Consider the following 16,016-nt stretch of genomic DNA (forward strand, 5'->3'; position numbering starts at 1 on the left):
CCGGTGTCCCGGATCAGTCCACTGTGGACGAGCTGATGTCCGTGCGGGGCATCAAGGTGCACTTCCCGATCAAGCGGGGCATCGTGCTGGACCGGACGGTCGGGCACGTGTACGCGGTGGACGGGGTGGACCTGAGCGTCCGGCGCGGCGAGACCTACGGCCTGGTCGGCGAGTCCGGTTGCGGCAAGTCCACCCTCGGGCGGGCGATCCTGCGGCTGACCGAGCCGACCGCCGGGCACGTGGTGTTCGACGGCACGGACCTGACCACGCTCAAGGGCGAGGCGCTGCGCACCATGCGGCGGCGGATGCAGATGGTGTTCCAGGACCCCATGTCGTCCCTGGACCCCCGGCAGTCCGTGGAGTCCATCCTGGTCGAGGGCCTGCGGGCGCACGACCTGGACAAGGGCAAGGAGTCCACCGGCAAGCGGCTGCGCGAACTGCTCACCGCGGTGGGCCTGCCGGCGAAGTCGCTGCGCAAGTACCCGCACGAGTTCTCCGGCGGGCAGCGGCAGCGCATCGGCATCGCCCGCGCGCTCGCCGTGGAACCCGACCTGATCATCGCCGACGAGCCGGTGTCCGCGCTGGACGTGTCGGTGCAGGCGCAGGTGGTCAACCTGCTGGAGGAGTTGCAGGACCAGTTCGGGCTCACCTACCTGGTGATCGCGCACGACCTGGCCGTGGTGCGGCACATCTCGGACCGGGTCGGCGTGATGTACCTGGGCGGCCTGGTGGAGGAGGCGACCTCGGACGACCTCTACGCCGAGCCGCTGCACCCGTACACCAGGGCGCTGCTGTCGGCGATCCCGGTGCCCGACCCGCTGGTGGAGGACCGCCGGGAGCGGATCCTGCTCAAGGGCGACCTCCCGTCGCCCGCGAACCCGCCGACCGGGTGCCGGTTCCACACCCGGTGCCCGTGGAAGCAGGACACCAAGTGCTCGACCGAGCGGCCGGAGCTGCGCCAGGTGCTGCCCGGCCACAAGGTCGCGTGCCACTGGGCGGAGGACATCCGCGCCGGGCGGATCCGGCCGCACGAGGTCGAGGCCGTGCTGGTGGAGGAGTCCGACGGGCTCTCGCCGGACATCCCGCTGGTCGGCCCGGCGTCGGTGACCGAGGCGCTCAACCCGTGACACCCGTGCGGGGTGCCTCCCCCTGGGCGGCACCCCGCACGGCGGTTCAGGGCTTCCAGTCCGGCGAGCGGCCGAGCAGCGCGACCAGCTTGTCGGTGGTCGGGGCGTCCTCGGTGACGCCCACCGGCAGCGCGAACGCCGCCCCGGGACCCCGCACGTTCGGTGTGCTCGGGTAGCGGAGAGCCACCTTGTACGCGACGAGCGCCAGGCCGTCGTCCAGCGTTCCGTCCAGCCCCAGCGCGCGTTTGACGTCCCAGGAGTGGACCACGGTGTCGACCAGGTGCGCGCCGACCAGGTTGCGGCCCGGGTAGGTGCCGAAGCCCGGGATCTGCCCCTCGCGGTCGAGGAAGCCGTCGGCCCGGAACGACTCGGTGACCAGGTCGCTCGCCGTCGCGTAGGACGTGACCAGGTCGTCGGAGATCCCCGAGCGGGGTTCACCGCCGCGCGCGCCCACGTCGAACTTGATCGACATGTCGACCAGGTGCCGCAGGACGTCGCGGACGGTCCAGCCCGCGCACGGGGTGGGCAGGTCGTAGTGCTCCGGTTCGAGGCTCGCGACCAGCGCGGCGTTGAGGTCGATGGCGGTGCGGTCGAGGTCGAGCAGGTCCACGGATCCCCCTAAAAGGTTGTACGAACGATCGTACTATTAGTTTCGCAGTGGTCAAGGGGGCTAGCGTGGGCGGGGTGAAGGTCGACGGACGGGTGGAGCGCGGCGAGCAGACCCGGCGGCAGATCCTGCGGCGGGCGGCGGAGATCGCGTCGGTGGAGGGCCTGGAGGGCCTGTCCATCGGCCGGTTGGCCACCGAGCTCGAAGTCAGCAAGAGCGGCGTGTTCGCGCACTTCGGGTCGAAGGAGGAGTTGCAGCTCGCCACGGTCCGGGCGGCGGCGAAGATCTTCGTCGACGAGGTGATCACGCCCGCCTCGGCCGAGCCGCCGGGCCTGGCCCGGCTGGAGCGGCTGCTCGGCGGCTGGCTGGACTACTCGCGGCGGCGCACGTTCCCCGGCGGGTGCTTCTTCGCCTCGGTGCAGGCCGAGTTCGACGCCCGCCCCGGCCGGGTGCGCGACTCGATCGCCGAGTTCGACCGGCGGTGGGTGGACCTGGTCACGACCACCGCGGCGGACGTGCCCGACCTCGCCCGCGACCCGGCGCAACTGGCGTTCGAGCTGGTCGCGTACCTGCAATCGGCCAACGCCCGGTCCGTGCTGCACGACGACCCGGACGCCTACGAGCGGGCCCGCGCCGCCGTCGGCCGGGCGCTGGACCTGGCTACCCGGCGGGCGTGACGACCCGGCGCTGCGCGGCCCGCACCGCCAGCCCCACCGGCAGGCTGACCAGCAGCGCCGCACCCCACGACAACGCGATGGCGAGCACCGGCTCGGCCACGACCTGGCCGCCGAAGTACCCGATCAGCGCGGTGTAGGTGCACCACAGCGCCGACCCGATGAACGCCACCGGAACGAACCGCCGCAACGGCCACCGCACCGACCCGGCGATCAGCGCGCCCACCACCCCGCCGCCCGGCGCCCACCGCACCGCGACCAGGATCGGCTCGCCGCGCGTGGCGAGCTTCGCGCGGGTCCACTCGACCACCGCCCGCGCCCCCGCCCGCCGGCTGACCCGCTCGACCGCCCGCGACCCGGCCCCGCGCCCCAGCGCGTAGTTGACCAGATCGGCCAGGAAGCACCCGGCCGTGGCCACCGGGATCACCGCGAGCAGCGACAGCTCACCGGACGCGACCAGCACACCGCTGCCGATCAGCACCGCCTCCGTGGGCAGCAGCGGCACGGCGGCGACCACGAACAGCAGCAGGAGAGCGGTCATGATGCGGCAACGCTACCCGCCACCGGATCGCTCCCACCCGGTCGACCTCTTCAGCCGACGTTCAGCCGGAGCCCTGCGCAGACCCGTGCCCGGACCCGGTGCCCGGACCCGGTGCCGCCCGGCCCGTAGGTGGGCCGGGCGGGGCCCGCAAGGTCAGCGGTGGGCGCGGTTCAGGGCCGAGACGAGTGCGCGCAGGGACGCGGAGACCGTCGAGCTGTCGATGCCGACGCCCCACAGGACCCGGTCGCCCACCGCGCACTCCAGGTACGCGGCGGCGCGGGCGTCGTCGCCGGAGGACATGGCGTGCTCGGAGTAGTCCAGCACCCGCACGTCGTAGCCGATGGTGGCCAGCGCGTCCACGAACGCGGCGATCGGGCCGTTGCCGGTGCCGGTGATCTCCTGGGTCTCCCCGTCCACGACCACCACGGCCTTGATCTTCTCGTGGCCGCCGCCGTCCGCGCTCACCTTCTGCCGCACCAGCTTCAGCGGCACCGCGCCGTCGAGGTACTCGGTGGAGAACGAGTCCCACATGTCCTTCGGCGAGATCTCGCCGCCGTGGGTGTCGGTGACCTCCTGGATCACCCGGGAGAACTCGACCTGGAGCCGGCGCGGCAGGTCCAGGTGGTGCTCGGACTTCATCAGGTAGGCCACGCCGCCCTTGCCGGACTGCGAGTTGACCCGGATGACGGCCTCGTAGTTGCGGCCCACGTCCTTCGGGTCGATCGGCAGGTACGGGACCTCCCACGGGAACTCGTCCACGTGCTGCCCGGCGGCCTTGGCCGCGTCCTCCAGGGCCTCCAGGCCCTTCTTGATCGCGTCCTGGTGCGAGCCGGAGAACGCGGTGAACACCAGGTCACCGCCGTACGGGTGGCGCTCGGCGACCGGCAGCTGGTTGCAGTACTCGACCGTGCGGCGGATCTCGTCGATGTCGGAGAAGTCGATCTGCGGGTCGACGCCCTGGCCGAACATGTTCATCGCCAGGGTGACCAGGCAGACGTTGCCGGTGCGCTCGCCGTTGCCGAACAGGCAGCCCTCGATCCGGTCCGCGCCCGCCAGGTAGCCCAGCTCGGCGGCGGCCACGCCGGTGCCCCGGTCGTTGTGCGGGTGCAGCGACAGGATGATCGAGTCGCGGCGGGCCAGGTTGCGCGACATCCACTCGATCGAGTCGGCGTAGACGTTCGGCGTGGCCATCTCGACGGTCGCCGGCAGGTTCACGATCAGCGGCTTGTCCGGGGTGGGCCGGACGATCTCGGAGACCGCGTCGCACACCTCCAGCGCGTACGACAGCTCGGTGCCGGTGTAGGACTCGGGCGAGTACTCGTAGCGGAACTCGGTCTCCGGGTACTTCTTCGCCTCCTCCAGCGCGAACCGCGCGGCGTCGGTGGCGATCTTCTTGATGCCCTCGCGGTCGGACTTGAACACCACCCGGCGCTGGAGGACCGACGTGGAGTTGTAGAAGTGCACGATGGCCTTGCCCGCGCCGCGCAGCGCCTCGAACGTGCGCGCGATCAGCTCGGAGCGGCACTGGGTGAGCACCTGGATGGTGACGTCCGGCGGGATCGCGCCGTCCTCGACGATCTCCCGGACGAAGTCGAAGTCGGTCTGCGACGCGGCCGGGAAGCCGACCTCGATCTCCTTGTAGCCCATGCGCACCAGCAGGTCGAACATCTTGCGCTTGCGGGCGGGCGACATCGGGTCGATCAGCGCCTGGTTGCCGTCGCGCAGGTCGACCGCGCACCACAGCGGGGCCTGCGTGATCCGCTTGGTCGGCCAGGTCCGGTCGGGTACGTCGACCACCTCGACCAGCTCGTGGAAGGGGCGGTAGCGGTGCACGGGCATCGACGTCCCGCGCTGCGGGTTCCACGCCGGCTGGTCGGCCGGGGCGGGGCGCGCGGGGGGACGGATGCGGCTGACGCCGGAGGTGTAGGCGTCGGGTGAGGTCGTCATGACGGAGGGTGCTCCTGCCGGGCGTGGGGGAAACGACCGGCGGCAACGCTCGACCCGCGACGGGGGGCCGGTCTGATCAGACCCCGTCACGGCGGCGAAGCAGGAGCGCACGTGCCACGGCCACACCCTAACCGGAATCCGACCGGACGTGGAACCGAGCGCCCAGATGGTGGAACTTCACCCATCCGTGTTTCGCTCGATCGTGGGTCGGGCATTTCTCCGACATGTCCAGATGGCGAACCTCAACGCGCAGCGGCGGCTTCACCGCTGCCCGAGTGATCAGCGGTGTTGGCGCTGTGTTCGCGCTCATCGAGGTGCTCTACATCCTGATGATCCTCTTCGGGGCGAACCAGGCCAACGCGTTCTTCCGCTTCATCCAGCAGCTCGCCGAGCCGCTGGCGCTGTTCTTCCCCGGTCTGTTCCAGCTCGGCAACGCCAACCTCGACGTCATCGTCAACTACGGTCTGGCGGCCGTGTTCTGGCTCGTCGTCACCGGCCTGCTGGCCCGCGTCGTGGCCAGGTAGCCCAGCGGCCCCGGTGGTGCGTGTCCACCGCCCGTCGACCTGCCGGTCCGCAGTCCGCCCGGCAGGTCGACGGGTCGTCGTCCGCCCGACAGCGGCGATCAGACCTCGAACGCCTTCCCCCACGTGCCGGTGAACGCGATTTCCGGCAGGGGTTTCCGTTCGCGGGGCCGGGTTTCCCGGGCCTGGAGTTCTTCCGGCAGGACGCTCACGTCACCGAGCTTTCCGACGGCTATGACCACCACCGGAACAACATCTTCGGGCAACGCGAACGCGCGCGCCGCGGCGTCGTGGTCGAAACCGCCCATCTGGTGCGTCACCAGCCCGAGGTCGACGGCCTGCAGCACCAGGTTCTGCACGGCCAGCCCCAGCCCGAACTCGGTGTTCGGCACCGGTCCGCGCTCGTCCGCCGTCGCCCGCGCCGCGAGCAGCAGCACCGAAGCGCGCCCCGCCCAGGTCTGGTTGCCGGGCCGCAGCACGTCGAAGATGCGCTGGAACGTGTCGTCCCCGCGGAGCCCCACGACGAACCGCGCGGGTTGGGTGTTGCCGTGCGAGGGCGCCCACCGGGCGGCCTCCAGCAGCAGGGTCAGGTCGGCCGGGGCCACGGTCGCGGTCGCGTCGAAGGCGCGCGGGCTCCAGCGGTCGGCGATGATCGGGTTGAGTTTCATCAGATCGCATACTGCCAAGCCGTGATGGCGTACGCGCCGAACCACGCGCTGAACGCCACGATTCCCACCAGGACGGCCACCACCGTGCTCGTCCGCCGCCGCGCGAGCGCCAGCGCCACCGGGACCAGCAGCGTGAACGCGGGCAGCAGCAGCCGCGCCTTGGAGTTCATCAGCCCGTTCGACCCGAGGTCCATCACCAGCACGCCGACCCCGTACCCGACCAGCGGCCACTCCAGCCGGCGCCGGATCCCCAGCACCACCAGCGCGATCGCCACCACCAGGAACCACACCGTGGCCAGTTCCAGCACCGAGCGCGGGTCGCCCAGCACGAGCAGCGCGAACTTCCAGGTGGCCGCGCCGCCGTCGAACCGGGAGTCCCAGCCCTCCTGCTGCACGGCGAACCAGCCGTCCCACCGCCCGGTGCGCACCGCCACGTACCCGAGGTAGCCGAGCAGCCCCAGCGGTGCGATGGCCGCGCCCAACCACGGCCGGACGCCGTCCTCGCGGGTGACGATCGCGACGACCGCCGCCGCGCACACCGCCAGGACCAGCGCCGCCGCCGTGGGCCGCACGAGCCCGGCCGCCGCGCAGCACAGGCCTGCGAGCACCCACCGCCGTTCCACCACGCCGACCAGCGACCACGCCGCCAGCGCGCAGAACGTCGCCTCGGAGTAGGCCATCGACAGCACGACCGCCATCGGCGACGCGGCGAACAGCACCACCAGCACCAGCCCGGCCCGGTACGACCCGCCGAACACCGCGCGCCCCAGCCGGTGCACGCCGTACGCGCAGAACAGCCCGCTGAGCAGCGACACCGCGAACGCCGCGCCGACCAGCGTGACGCCGGGCAGCCCGTCCGCCCACCGCACCAGCGCCGGGTAGCCGGGGAAGAACGCCAGCGGCGTCTCGTCGGTGCGCCGGGAGAACGCGTCGACCAGCGACCGGTTCACGTTCGCGTAGCCGCCCTCGGCGATGCCCAGGAACCACTGCCCGTCCCACGAGGTGAGAGCCCGGGTCAGGTCCTTGTTCCACCGCTCGGCCATCAGCTGCAGCGCGAGCAGCCCCGTCTCGCGCACCGCCAGGTAGAGCAGCGCGGGGGCGAGCGCCGAGGTCACCCGGTGTCTGGCCGCGCGCGCCAGCCGCTCGCGCACCGGCACCGGTGCGCCCTCCGGCTCCACGTGGACGGCCTCCAGGGTTGACACGACCATGAGGGTAGTGCCCGTCACGGTCGCCGCTGTCCACCTCGCGGGACGGGTAGTCTGCCCTTCGAGCTGGGGTTTCCCCGCTCAGGCATCGGCTCGGAGGGAGAGGCTCAGTGGCGCTCGTCGTCCAGAAGTACGGCGGTTCCTCGGTCGGGAACGCCGAGCGGATCAAACGGGTGGCCGAGCGCATCGTCGCGACCCGCAAGGCGGGCAACGACGTCGTGGTGGCCGTCTCCGCGATGGGCGACACGACCGACGAGCTGCTCGACCTCGCCCGCCAGGTGTCCCCGGTGCCGCCCGCCCGCGAGATGGACATGCTGCTCACCTCCGGTGAGCGCATCTCCATGTCGTTGCTGGCGATGGCGATCCACTCGCTGGGCGCCCAGGCGCGCTCGTACACCGGCTCGCAGGCCGGCGTGCTGACGACCTCCGTGCACGGCAAGGCGCGCATCATCGACGTGACGCCCAGCCGCATCCAGGACGCGCTGGCCGACGGGGCCATCGCGATCGTCGCGGGCTTCCAGGGCGTGAGCCAGGACAGCAAGGAGATCACCACGCTCGGCCGGGGCGGCACCGACACCACCGCGGTGGCGTTGGCGGCGGCGCTCAAGGCCGACGTGTGCGAGATCTACACCGACGTGGACGGCGTGTTCACCGCCGACCCGCGCATCGTGCCGAACGCCCGGCGGCTGGAGACCATCACCTACGAGGAGATGCTCGAGATGGCGGCGTGCGGGGCCAAGGTGCTCATGCTCCGCTGCGTCGAGTACGCCCGCCGCTACGGCGTCCCGGTGCACGTCCGATCTTCGTTCAGCAACAAGCCCGGGACCATCGTGTCCGGGTCAGTGGAGGACCTTCCCGTGGAACAGGCGATGATCACCGGCGTCGCGCACGACCGGTCCGAGGCCAAGGTGACCGTGACCGCGGTCCCCGACCACCCCGGCGTGGCGGCCCGGATCTTCCGGGTCGTGGCCGAGGCGGAACTCGACATCGACATGGTCGTGCAGAACGTCTCCCAGGCCATGTCCGGCCGCACCGACGTGACCTTCACGCTGTCGAAGGACGACGGCCCGCGCGCGGTGGCGGCGCTGGAGAAGGTGCGCGAGGAGATCGGCTTCGAAGCGGTCCTCTACGACGACCACGTGGGCAAGGTGTCGCTGATCGGCGCGGGGATGCGCTCGCACCCCGGCGTGACGGCGACCTTCTGCGAGGCCCTGGCCACCGCCGGGGTGAACATCGAGATCATCTCGACGTCGGAGATCCGGATCTCGGTCATCTGCCGCGACACCCAGCTCGACGACGCGGTCCGTGCGCTGCACGACGCGTTCGAGCTGGGTGGCGACGAAGAGGCCGTGGTGTACGCGGGGAGTGGACGATGAGCCCGACGCTGGCCCTGGTGGGCGCGACCGGTGCCGTGGGCACCGTCATGATCGAGATCATCAACGGCCGGCCGTCGGTGCCGTGGGGCGAGATCAGGCTGATCGCCTCGCCCCGCTCGGCGGGCAAGAGGATCACCGTGCGCGGCGAGGAGCTGACCGTGGTCGCGCTGTCGCCGGAGGCGTTCGACGGCGTCGACGTCGCGATGTTCGACGTGCCCGACGAGGTGTCCGCGCAGTGGGCCCCGATCGCGGCCGAGCGCGGCGCGGTGGCGGTCGACAACTCCGGCGCGTTCCGGATGGACCCGGACGTGCCGCTGGTGGTGCCCGAGGTGAACGCGGACGAGATCTCCGCGCGCCCCAAGGGGATCATCGCGAACCCGAACTGCACGACGCTGTCCATGATGGCCGCGCTCGGCGCGCTGCACCGGGAGTTCGGGCTGCGCGAGCTGGTCGTGGCGTCCTACCAGGCGGCCTCCGGCGGCGGGCAGTCCGCGATCGACCGGCTCTACGGCGAGCTGGAGGCGTTGGCGGGCAAGCAGGTCGGCGTCCGCGCCGGCGACGTGCGGGAGGCGCTGGAGGCGGCGGGCCTGCCGGTCTCGGAGTCCCCGTTCCCGGCCCCGCTGGCGCTCAACGTGGTGCCGTGGGCCGGTTCGCTCAAGGACGACGGCTGGACCAGCGAGGAGCTCAAGGTCCGCAACGAGTCCCGCAAGATCCTCGGCATCCCGGACCTGAAGGTGTCGGCGACGTGCGTCCGGGTGCCCGTGGTGACCACGCACTCGTTGGCCGTGCACGCGACCTTCGCCCGTGAGGTGACCGTCGAGCAGGCGCACAAGATCCTCGCCGAGCAGCCGACCATCGTCCTGGTGGACGACCCGGCGGCGAAGAAGTTCCCGACGCCGGCCGACGTCGTGGGCGAGGACCCGACGTACGTGGGCCGGGTGCGCCAGGCGCTGGACTTCCCGAACACGCTGGACTTCTTCGTGTGCGGCGACAACCTGCGCAAGGGCGCGGCGCTGAACACCTACGAGATCGCCGAAGAGCTGGTCGGCCGCCTGTAGCCGCCCGCTCGTCCGCTCGCCGACGACCCCGCCCGATCCCGGCCCGCCCGGTTTCCGGCGGGGTCGCCGTGTTCCGACCGACGGCGGGTCCGGCGGTTCGGCGGGACGGCAAGTCCGGCGGTTCGGCGGGTTCGGCGGGTTCGGCGAGGGTCCGGTGGGATCATCGCGTTGTCGCGGGACGGTTCGGTTCGGTGGTGGGCGGGTAGGTTCGACGCATGGCTGACGCGGTGCTGGCGGTCGACCTGGGCACGACGGCGACCAAGGTCATCGCGGTCGACCGCGACGCGGCCGTGCTCGGGTCGGCGGAGTACGGCTACCCGATGCGCATCACGCCCTCCGGCGAGGCGACGCACGACCCCGAGGTGGTGTTCGAGGCCGCGCTGCGGGCGTTGGCGGAGGTCGCCGCGCTGGGGCACCGGGTGCACGCCCTGGTGCTCACCGGCGCGATGCACACGTTGCTGGGGTTGGACTCCGGCGGTGTGCCGGTCACGCCGTCGTTGAGCTGGGCCGACAACCGGGCGGTGGCCGAGGCGTCGGGGCTGCGCGGCACGGCCGAGGGGCGCGCGCTGCACCGTGAGACCGGCACCCCCGTGCACACCATGTCGCCGCTGGTGAAGCTGGCGTGGTTCCGGGCGCGCGGGATCACGGCGGACTCGTGGTGCGGGCTCAAGGACTACGTGGCCCTGCGCCTGACCGGTCGGCTGGTGACCGAGTACTCGTCCGCGTCCGGCAGCGGGCTGATGGACCTGCGGGCGTTGGCGTGGCACCCCGACGCGCTGGCGTTCGCCGGGGTGCGGGCGGCCGAGCTGCCCGAACTGCTGTCGCCGACGACCGTGTTGCCGCTGGTCCTCGACGTGCCCGGGATTCCGCGCGGGGTGCCGGTGGTGCTGGGCGGCGGTGACGGCCCGATGGCGAACCTCGGGGTCGGCGCGGTGGTGCCCGGGGTGGCGGCCGTGTCGTTGGGCACCAGCGGGGCGTTGCGGGTGGTGCGCGACGAGCCCGCGGTGGACGAGCAGGAGCGGGTGTTCTGCTACGCCATCGCCGACGGGCTGTGGGTGCTGGGCGGCGCGGTGAGCAACGGCGGGGTCGTCGCGCAGTGGGCCGCCGACACGTTCAAAGCGGACGTGACGACGTTGTTGCGGGAGGCGGCGGACGTCCCGCCGGGCGCGTCGGGCGTGATCGCGCTGCCGTACCTGCTGGGGGAGCGGGCCCCGTGGTGGGACCCGGACGCGCGGTCGGCGTTGATCGGGGTGCGGCGGGAGCACGGCCGCGCGGAGATCACCCGGGCGTTGGTGGAGGGCGTGGCCCAGCAGCTGGCGCTGGTGCTGGACGCGGTGCGCTCGGTGGCCGACGTGCACGCCGTGCGGGTGACGGGCGGCGCGTTCCGCAGCGACCTGTGGGCGTCGGTGCTGGCGTCGGCGCTCGGCCTGGACCTGGAACTGGCCGAGGACAGCGAGGGCTCGGGCGTCGGCGCGGCGCTGCTGGCGTGGCACGCGCTGGGCGACCTGCCGGACCTGCGCACGGCGGCGACGTTGATCGAACCGACCCGGGTCATCCACCCCGACGCCGAGGCCGCGCGCTACTACGCGCAACACCGCCCGCTTGTCGGACAGCTCTACGAGGCACTGCACAAGCTCGGCTGACCCAGGTAGAAGTGTTGGACGATCCTCATGCGGCCGATTGACGGGCGATTTAGCCGCCGGTCGTGAGGGATCGGCTGGAACTGCGTTCCTCCCACTTCGGGTTCAGCCCCAACGCCGGGCGGTAGAGGTCGGCGATCCGGTAGATCCGGATCCCGGGCCGGCCGAGGAAGCCGTGCCGGGGTTGGCGGCCCGGCACCGCCGCGACGGCGACCTGCGCGACCGTCTACCAGGCCCTCGAGCACGACCTGTCGTCCCGCTTCCGGGACGATCGCGAGTCCTGCACCGAGGCGAAGGGCCTGTTCATCCGGGAAGCCCTGCGCGCGGTCGGCGGCTCCTGGCCGTCAGCACCATCGAGCCCGCGGCGATCGCCACCGCGCCCAGGCCCGCCACGAAGTAGCCCCAGGCGGGCGACGAGTGGTCGATGACGAACCCGGCGAACGGCGCGCCGAGCGCCGCGCCCAGCGTGAACGCCGAGCCCTGCAAGCCCATCGCCTCGCCCCGCGCCGAGCCCGGCGTCATCCGGGTGATCGCCTCGCCGGTCCCGGCGATGGTCGGCGCGCACAGGAAGTTCGTCGGCACCAGCGCGAGCGCGAGCAGCCACGGCGTCCCGCCGAACAGCCCGATCGGCACCGCGAGCACGCCCATCAACCCCATCATCACCCACACCGGCGGCACCCGGTCCAGCGCGCCGTAGACGAACCCGCCGACCAGCGACGCCACGCACATGACCGCGATCAGCGCGCCCGTCCAGTCGGTCAGCCCCATCCCGCGCATGGACGCGACCACCGCGACCTCGACCCCGGACAGCACGAACGTCGCGCCGCCCGCGCTGATCAGCACGCCGACCACCCGCCCGGTCAGCCACTGCGAGCGCGGCACCGGCGCGCCGTGGTCCACGTCGTCGCGCACCGGCGGGTTGACCGCGTACAGGACCAGCCCGAACACCACCATCGACGCGCCGATCGCCCACATCGCGACCCGGCTGTGCCAGTGCGTGGTGAGGAACACGCCCAGCGCCGGCCCGGCCATGAACGCCACCTCGACGGCCATCGAGTCCATCGCCAGCGCGGTCCGCCGGCCCTCCTCGCCGACCAGGGCGGTGGTGATCTGCCGGCCGATCTGCATGACCGGCATCACCGCGATCCCGGACACGAAGCAGGTGACCAGCAGCACCTCGAACGGCAGGAACGGCGCGATGAACCAGAACAGCGCCTCGGACCCCATCGACAGGGCGAGCATCACGCGCAGCCCGCGCCGGTCGGTCAGCCGCCCCATCAGCGGCGCGCCGACCGCGATGCCGATCGTGGCCATCGCGCCGACCAGGCCCGCCGCGCCGTAGCCGCGCTCCAGGCTGAGCAGCACGTGCATGGTGATGGTCATGCCCGCCGCCGTCGCGGGTATCCGGGCGACCAGCATCAGCAGCATCAGGGACGGCAGCCGAGGCGTGCGCAGGACCGCGAGGTAGGGGGCGAGGTTCACCTGGTCATCTTCACCTGGCCGGGCAAGAGGTTTAACCATTCGTTTTCTTGACTGATTCCAAAAAACATGGTGGAGTGGTGGAGCTATGACCCCAGGACCACGCGAACTGCTCAAGGACGCCGGGCTGCGCATCACCGCCCCCCGGATCGCTGTCCTCGACTGGCTCGTCGACCACCCCCACGCGACCGCCGACCAGGTCGCGGACGGCGTGCGGACCAGGCTGGGGACGGTGTCCACGCAGGCCGTCTACGACGTGCTCAACGCGTGCTCACGAGCCGGCCTGCTGCGCCGCATCGAGCCCGCCGGTCACCCGGCGCGCTACGAGACGCGGATCGGTGACAACCACCACCACCTCGTGTGCAGGCAGTGCGGACGGACCGAGGACGTCGACTGCGTCCACGGTGCCGCGCCCTGCCTGGAGCCCTCGGACACGGTCGGCTTCGCCGTGGACGAGGCGGAGGTCCTGTTCTGGGGTTCGTGCCCGGACTGCCGTCCGGCCACCTGACTGCCGCACCCCCACAGAAGGAGCTAGAGCGTGACCCAAGCGCGTCACACGACCAACAACGCAGGCATCCCGGTCGCCAGCGACGACCACTCGCTGACGCTGGGCGCGAACGGCCCGATCCTGCTCCAGGATCACTACCTGATCGAGAAGAACGCCCAGTTCAACCGCGAGCGCGTGCCCGAGCGGGTCGTGCACGCCAAGGGCGGCGGCGCCTTCGGCCACTTCGAGACCACCGAGGACGTCAGCCGCTTCACCAAGGCCGCGCTGTTCCAGCCGGGCGCGAAGACCGAGACGCTGCTGCGCTTCTCGACCGTCGCCGGCGAGCTCGGCTCGCCCGACACCTGGCGCGACCCGCGCGGGTTCGCGCTGAAGTTCTACACCTCCGAGGGCAACTACGACCTGGTCGGCAACAACACCCCGGTGTTCTTCCTGCGCGACCCGATCAAGTTCCCGGACTTCATCCGCTCCCAGAAGCGCCGCGCCGACACCGGCCGCCGCGACCACGACATGCAGTGGGACTTCTGGACGTTGCAGCCGCAGACCGCGCACCAGGTGACGTGGCTGATGGGCGACCGGGGCATCCCGAAGACCTGGCGGCACCAGAACGGCTACGGCTCGCACACCTACCTGTGGGAGAACGCGGCGGGCGAGAAGTTCTGGGTGAAGTACCACTTCAAGACCGACCAGGGCATCGAGACCCTGACCTCGGACGAGGCCGCCCGGATCGCCGGCGAGGACGCCGACGCGCACCGCGCCGACCTGTGGCACGCCATCGAGCGCGGCGAGTTCCCGTCGTGGACGCTCAAGGTCCAGGTCATGCCGTACGAGGACGCGAAGGACTACCGCTTCAACCCGTTCGACCTGACCAAGGTGTGGCCGCACGCGGACTACCCGCTGATCACGGTCGGCAAGCTGGTCCTCGACCGGAACCCGGCGGACTACTTCGCCGAGATCGAGCAGGCCGCGTTCGAGCCCACCAACCTGGTGCCCGGCATCGGCACGTCCCCGGACAAGATGCTGATCGGCCGCATCTTCTCCTACCCGGACGCCCACCGGTACCGGATCGGCGCGAACTACGCGCAGCTGCCGGTGAACCGGCCGAAGTCCCCGGTGAACTCGTACGCGAAGGACGGCGCGATGCGCTACACCAACGCGTCCGACCCGGTCTACGCCCCGAACTCCTACGGCGGCCCGCACGCGAGCGCCGTGACGGCCGGTGAGACCACCTCGGCCTACGGCGTCCAGGACGAGGTCGTGCGCGCGGCGTACACGCTGCACGCCGAGGACGACGACTTCGGCCAGGCCGGCACGCTGATCCGCGAGGTCATGGACGACGCCCAGCGCGAACGCCTGGTGCAGACCGTGATCAGCCACGCGGGCAACGGCGTGTCCGCCCCGGTGCTGGAGCGCGTCTTCGCGTACTGGCGCAGCATCGACAAGGAGACCGGCGACAAGATCGCCGCCGCCTTCGGCAAGTGACGTAGTGCCGGCGGGGAGGGGCTGCGGCTCCTCCCCGTTCGCGCTGTCCGGACCCTCCCGCTGTGACCCTCCCGCTGTCCGGACGGGCCGTCCCGCGCGGCGGGACGGGCCGTCACGTCACGCCGTCTCGGTCACGCCCTTGCGCGCGTTGGCCAGCGCCAGCCCGGTGCGCAGCGCGCCCACGGCCTCCGCCACGGCTTCCCGGAACACGCCGCCCACCCCGAGGATGTTGGCGTACCCGTGGAACAGCCCCTCGTAGCGCCGCAGCACCACCGGGACCCCTTGGTCGGCGAGCTTCTCGGCGAACGCCTCGCCCTCGTCGCGCAACGGGTCGAACCCGGCGGTCGCCAGGTAGGTGGGCGGCAGGCCGCTGAGGTCGTCGGCGAGCAGCACGGAGAGCCTGGGGTCGGCGTGCGCCGAGCGGGACGGCGCGTAGTGGTCCAGGAACCAGTCCATCTTCCGGTCGGTCAGGAAGAAGCCCTCGCCGAAGATCTCCCGCGAGCGCCGGCGCACGGTCGCGTCCACCGCCGGGTAGAACAGCAGCAGGAACACCGGTTTGACGGCGTCGGCGTGCAGTGCGGTCACGGCGGCCAGGTTGCCGCCCGCGCTGTCTCCGCCGACCGCGATCCGGGCCGGGTCGATGCGCAGTTCCGAAGCGTTCGCCACAGCCCACTCGTACGCGGTGCGCGCGTCGTCGGCGGCGGCCGGGAACGGGTGCTCGGGGGCCAGCCGGTAGTCCGCGGCCAGCACCCGCACGCCCGCCTCGACGGCCAGGAACCGGCACAGGTTGTCGTGGCTGTCGAGGTCGCCGCTGACCCAGCCGCCACCGTGGTAGAAGACCAGCAGCGGCGAGCCCTCGGCCAGGCCGTGCGGGGTGTAGAAGCGGCCGCCGACGCCGTCCATGGACACCGCGCGGACCGTCACGCCCTCGATCACCGGGCCGGACACCAGGAAGTTGCTCCTGGTCAGGGCCGCCCGGTTGGCCGCCGGGGTGGTGGTCTGCCAGTCCTCGCCGCTGAGCTGCTGCAGGCGCAGCAGCAGGTGCGCCTCGGGGTGCAGGCGCTGGCCGTCGAGGGTGATCGGCGGGCCGGTGATCAGCTTGCGCAGCGGCCCGGGGAGGCCGAACGCGAAGCGCAGGGCACCGGCCAGGACGCCGGGGGGCAACGACTCGGCGAGCTTCGACATG

At 71.9% G+C, this 16,016-nt stretch carries 16 protein-coding genes; 8 read left to right on the forward strand and 8 right to left on the reverse strand.

Annotated elements, in window-relative coordinates; genetic code table 11:
- Window positions 1-35 precede the first annotated feature (35 nt).
- The gene (locus tag BN6_RS01210) at window positions 36-1,127 is read left to right on the forward strand and encodes an ABC transporter ATP-binding protein (protein WP_041315835.1); all 1,092 of its coding nucleotides are present in this window, start codon (window positions 36-38) and stop codon (window positions 1,125-1,127) included.
- A 46-nt stretch (window positions 1,128-1,173) separates the two neighbouring features.
- Here the strand turns inward: BN6_RS01210 and BN6_RS01215 are convergent, their stop codons facing one another.
- Complete coding sequence (locus tag BN6_RS01215; RefSeq protein WP_015097694.1) at window positions 1,174-1,737, reverse strand: TIGR03086 family metal-binding protein; 564 nt, start codon at window positions 1,735-1,737, stop codon at window positions 1,174-1,176.
- 65 nt (window positions 1,738-1,802) lie between these two features.
- Between BN6_RS01215 and BN6_RS01220 the strand changes: the two genes are divergently transcribed.
- Window positions 1,803-2,411 (forward strand): TetR/AcrR family transcriptional regulator, encoded by a 609-nt coding sequence (locus BN6_RS01220; RefSeq protein WP_015097695.1) that lies wholly within the window; start codon window positions 1,803-1,805, stop codon window positions 2,409-2,411.
- On the opposite strand, the gene BN6_RS01225 is transcribed toward BN6_RS01220, so the two are convergent.
- Window positions 2,395-2,949, reverse strand: a complete 555-nt coding sequence (locus BN6_RS01225; RefSeq protein ID WP_015097696.1) for a DedA family protein — start codon at window positions 2,947-2,949, stop codon at window positions 2,395-2,397. The two genes, BN6_RS01220 and BN6_RS01225, sit on opposite strands and share 17 nt — an antisense overlap.
- Before the next feature lie 153 nt (window positions 2,950-3,102).
- Window positions 3,103-4,896, reverse strand: a complete 1,794-nt coding sequence (gene leuA, locus BN6_RS01230; protein WP_015097697.1) for a 2-isopropylmalate synthase — start codon at window positions 4,894-4,896, stop codon at window positions 3,103-3,105.
- A 224-nt stretch (window positions 4,897-5,120) separates the two neighbouring features.
- Between leuA and BN6_RS01235 the strand changes: the two genes are divergently transcribed.
- Window positions 5,121-5,420 (forward strand): hypothetical protein, encoded by a 300-nt coding sequence (locus tag BN6_RS01235; RefSeq protein ID WP_015097698.1) that lies wholly within the window; start codon window positions 5,121-5,123, stop codon window positions 5,418-5,420.
- 98 nt (window positions 5,421-5,518) lie between these two features.
- Here the strand turns inward: BN6_RS01235 and BN6_RS01240 are convergent, their stop codons facing one another.
- Window positions 5,519-6,085 carry a nitroreductase family protein gene (locus BN6_RS01240; protein WP_015097699.1) on the reverse strand — a complete coding sequence of 189 codons (567 nt, stop codon included), beginning with the start codon at window positions 6,083-6,085 and terminating at the stop codon, window positions 5,519-5,521.
- Window positions 6,085-7,293, reverse strand: a complete 1,209-nt coding sequence (locus BN6_RS01245; RefSeq protein WP_269454315.1) for a hypothetical protein — start codon at window positions 7,291-7,293, stop codon at window positions 6,085-6,087. The genes BN6_RS01240 and BN6_RS01245 overlap by 1 nt, the downstream gene beginning before the upstream one ends.
- A 107-nt stretch (window positions 7,294-7,400) precedes the next feature.
- Here BN6_RS01245 and BN6_RS01250 point away from each other — a divergent pair, with 107 nt between their 5' ends.
- The 3 genes from BN6_RS01250 (at window position 7,401) to BN6_RS01260 (ending at window position 11,367) form a co-directional block, all read left to right on the forward strand.
- Window positions 7,401-8,666, forward strand: a complete 1,266-nt coding sequence (locus tag BN6_RS01250) for an aspartate kinase (RefSeq protein WP_015097701.1) — start codon at window positions 7,401-7,403, stop codon at window positions 8,664-8,666.
- Window positions 8,663-9,724, forward strand: a complete 1,062-nt coding sequence (locus BN6_RS01255; protein WP_015097702.1) for an aspartate-semialdehyde dehydrogenase — start codon at window positions 8,663-8,665, stop codon at window positions 9,722-9,724. Before BN6_RS01250 ends, BN6_RS01255 begins: the two co-directional genes overlap by 4 nt.
- Before the next feature lie 215 nt (window positions 9,725-9,939).
- Window positions 9,940-11,367, forward strand: coding sequence for a gluconokinase (locus tag BN6_RS01260; RefSeq protein ID WP_015097703.1), 1,428 nt, complete (start codon window positions 9,940-9,942; stop codon window positions 11,365-11,367).
- Window positions 11,368-11,416: 49 nt separating this feature from the next.
- Here the strand turns inward: BN6_RS01260 and BN6_RS46420 are convergent, their stop codons facing one another.
- Window positions 11,417-11,563: a hypothetical protein gene (locus BN6_RS46420; protein WP_015097704.1), complete on the reverse strand. Its 147-nt coding sequence runs from the start codon at window positions 11,561-11,563 to the stop codon at window positions 11,417-11,419.
- A 104-nt stretch (window positions 11,564-11,667) separates the two neighbouring features.
- Window positions 11,668-12,846, reverse strand: a complete 1,179-nt coding sequence (locus tag BN6_RS01265; RefSeq protein ID WP_015097705.1) for an MFS transporter — start codon at window positions 12,844-12,846, stop codon at window positions 11,668-11,670.
- A gap of 85 nt (window positions 12,847-12,931) precedes the next feature.
- On the opposite strand from BN6_RS01265, the gene BN6_RS01270 reads away from it, so the two are divergent.
- Complete coding sequence (locus BN6_RS01270) at window positions 12,932-13,351, forward strand: Fur family transcriptional regulator (protein WP_015097706.1); 420 nt, start codon at window positions 12,932-12,934, stop codon at window positions 13,349-13,351.
- Window positions 13,352-13,381: 30 nt separating this feature from the next.
- Window positions 13,382-14,830 carry a catalase gene (locus tag BN6_RS01275; protein WP_015097707.1) on the forward strand — a complete coding sequence of 483 codons (1,449 nt, stop codon included), beginning with the start codon at window positions 13,382-13,384 and terminating at the stop codon, window positions 14,828-14,830.
- 117 nt (window positions 14,831-14,947) lie between these two features.
- On the opposite strand, the gene BN6_RS01280 is transcribed toward BN6_RS01275, so the two are convergent.
- Window positions 14,948-16,015 carry an alpha/beta hydrolase gene (locus tag BN6_RS01280; protein WP_015097708.1) on the reverse strand — a complete coding sequence of 356 codons (1,068 nt, stop codon included), beginning with the start codon at window positions 16,013-16,015 and terminating at the stop codon, window positions 14,948-14,950.
- Window position 16,016: the final 1 nt, after the last annotated feature.

It is taken from the genome of Saccharothrix espanaensis DSM 44229 (genome assembly GCF_000328705.1).
GTDB classification, from domain to species: Bacteria; Actinomycetota; Actinomycetes; order Mycobacteriales; family Pseudonocardiaceae; genus Actinosynnema; species Actinosynnema espanaense.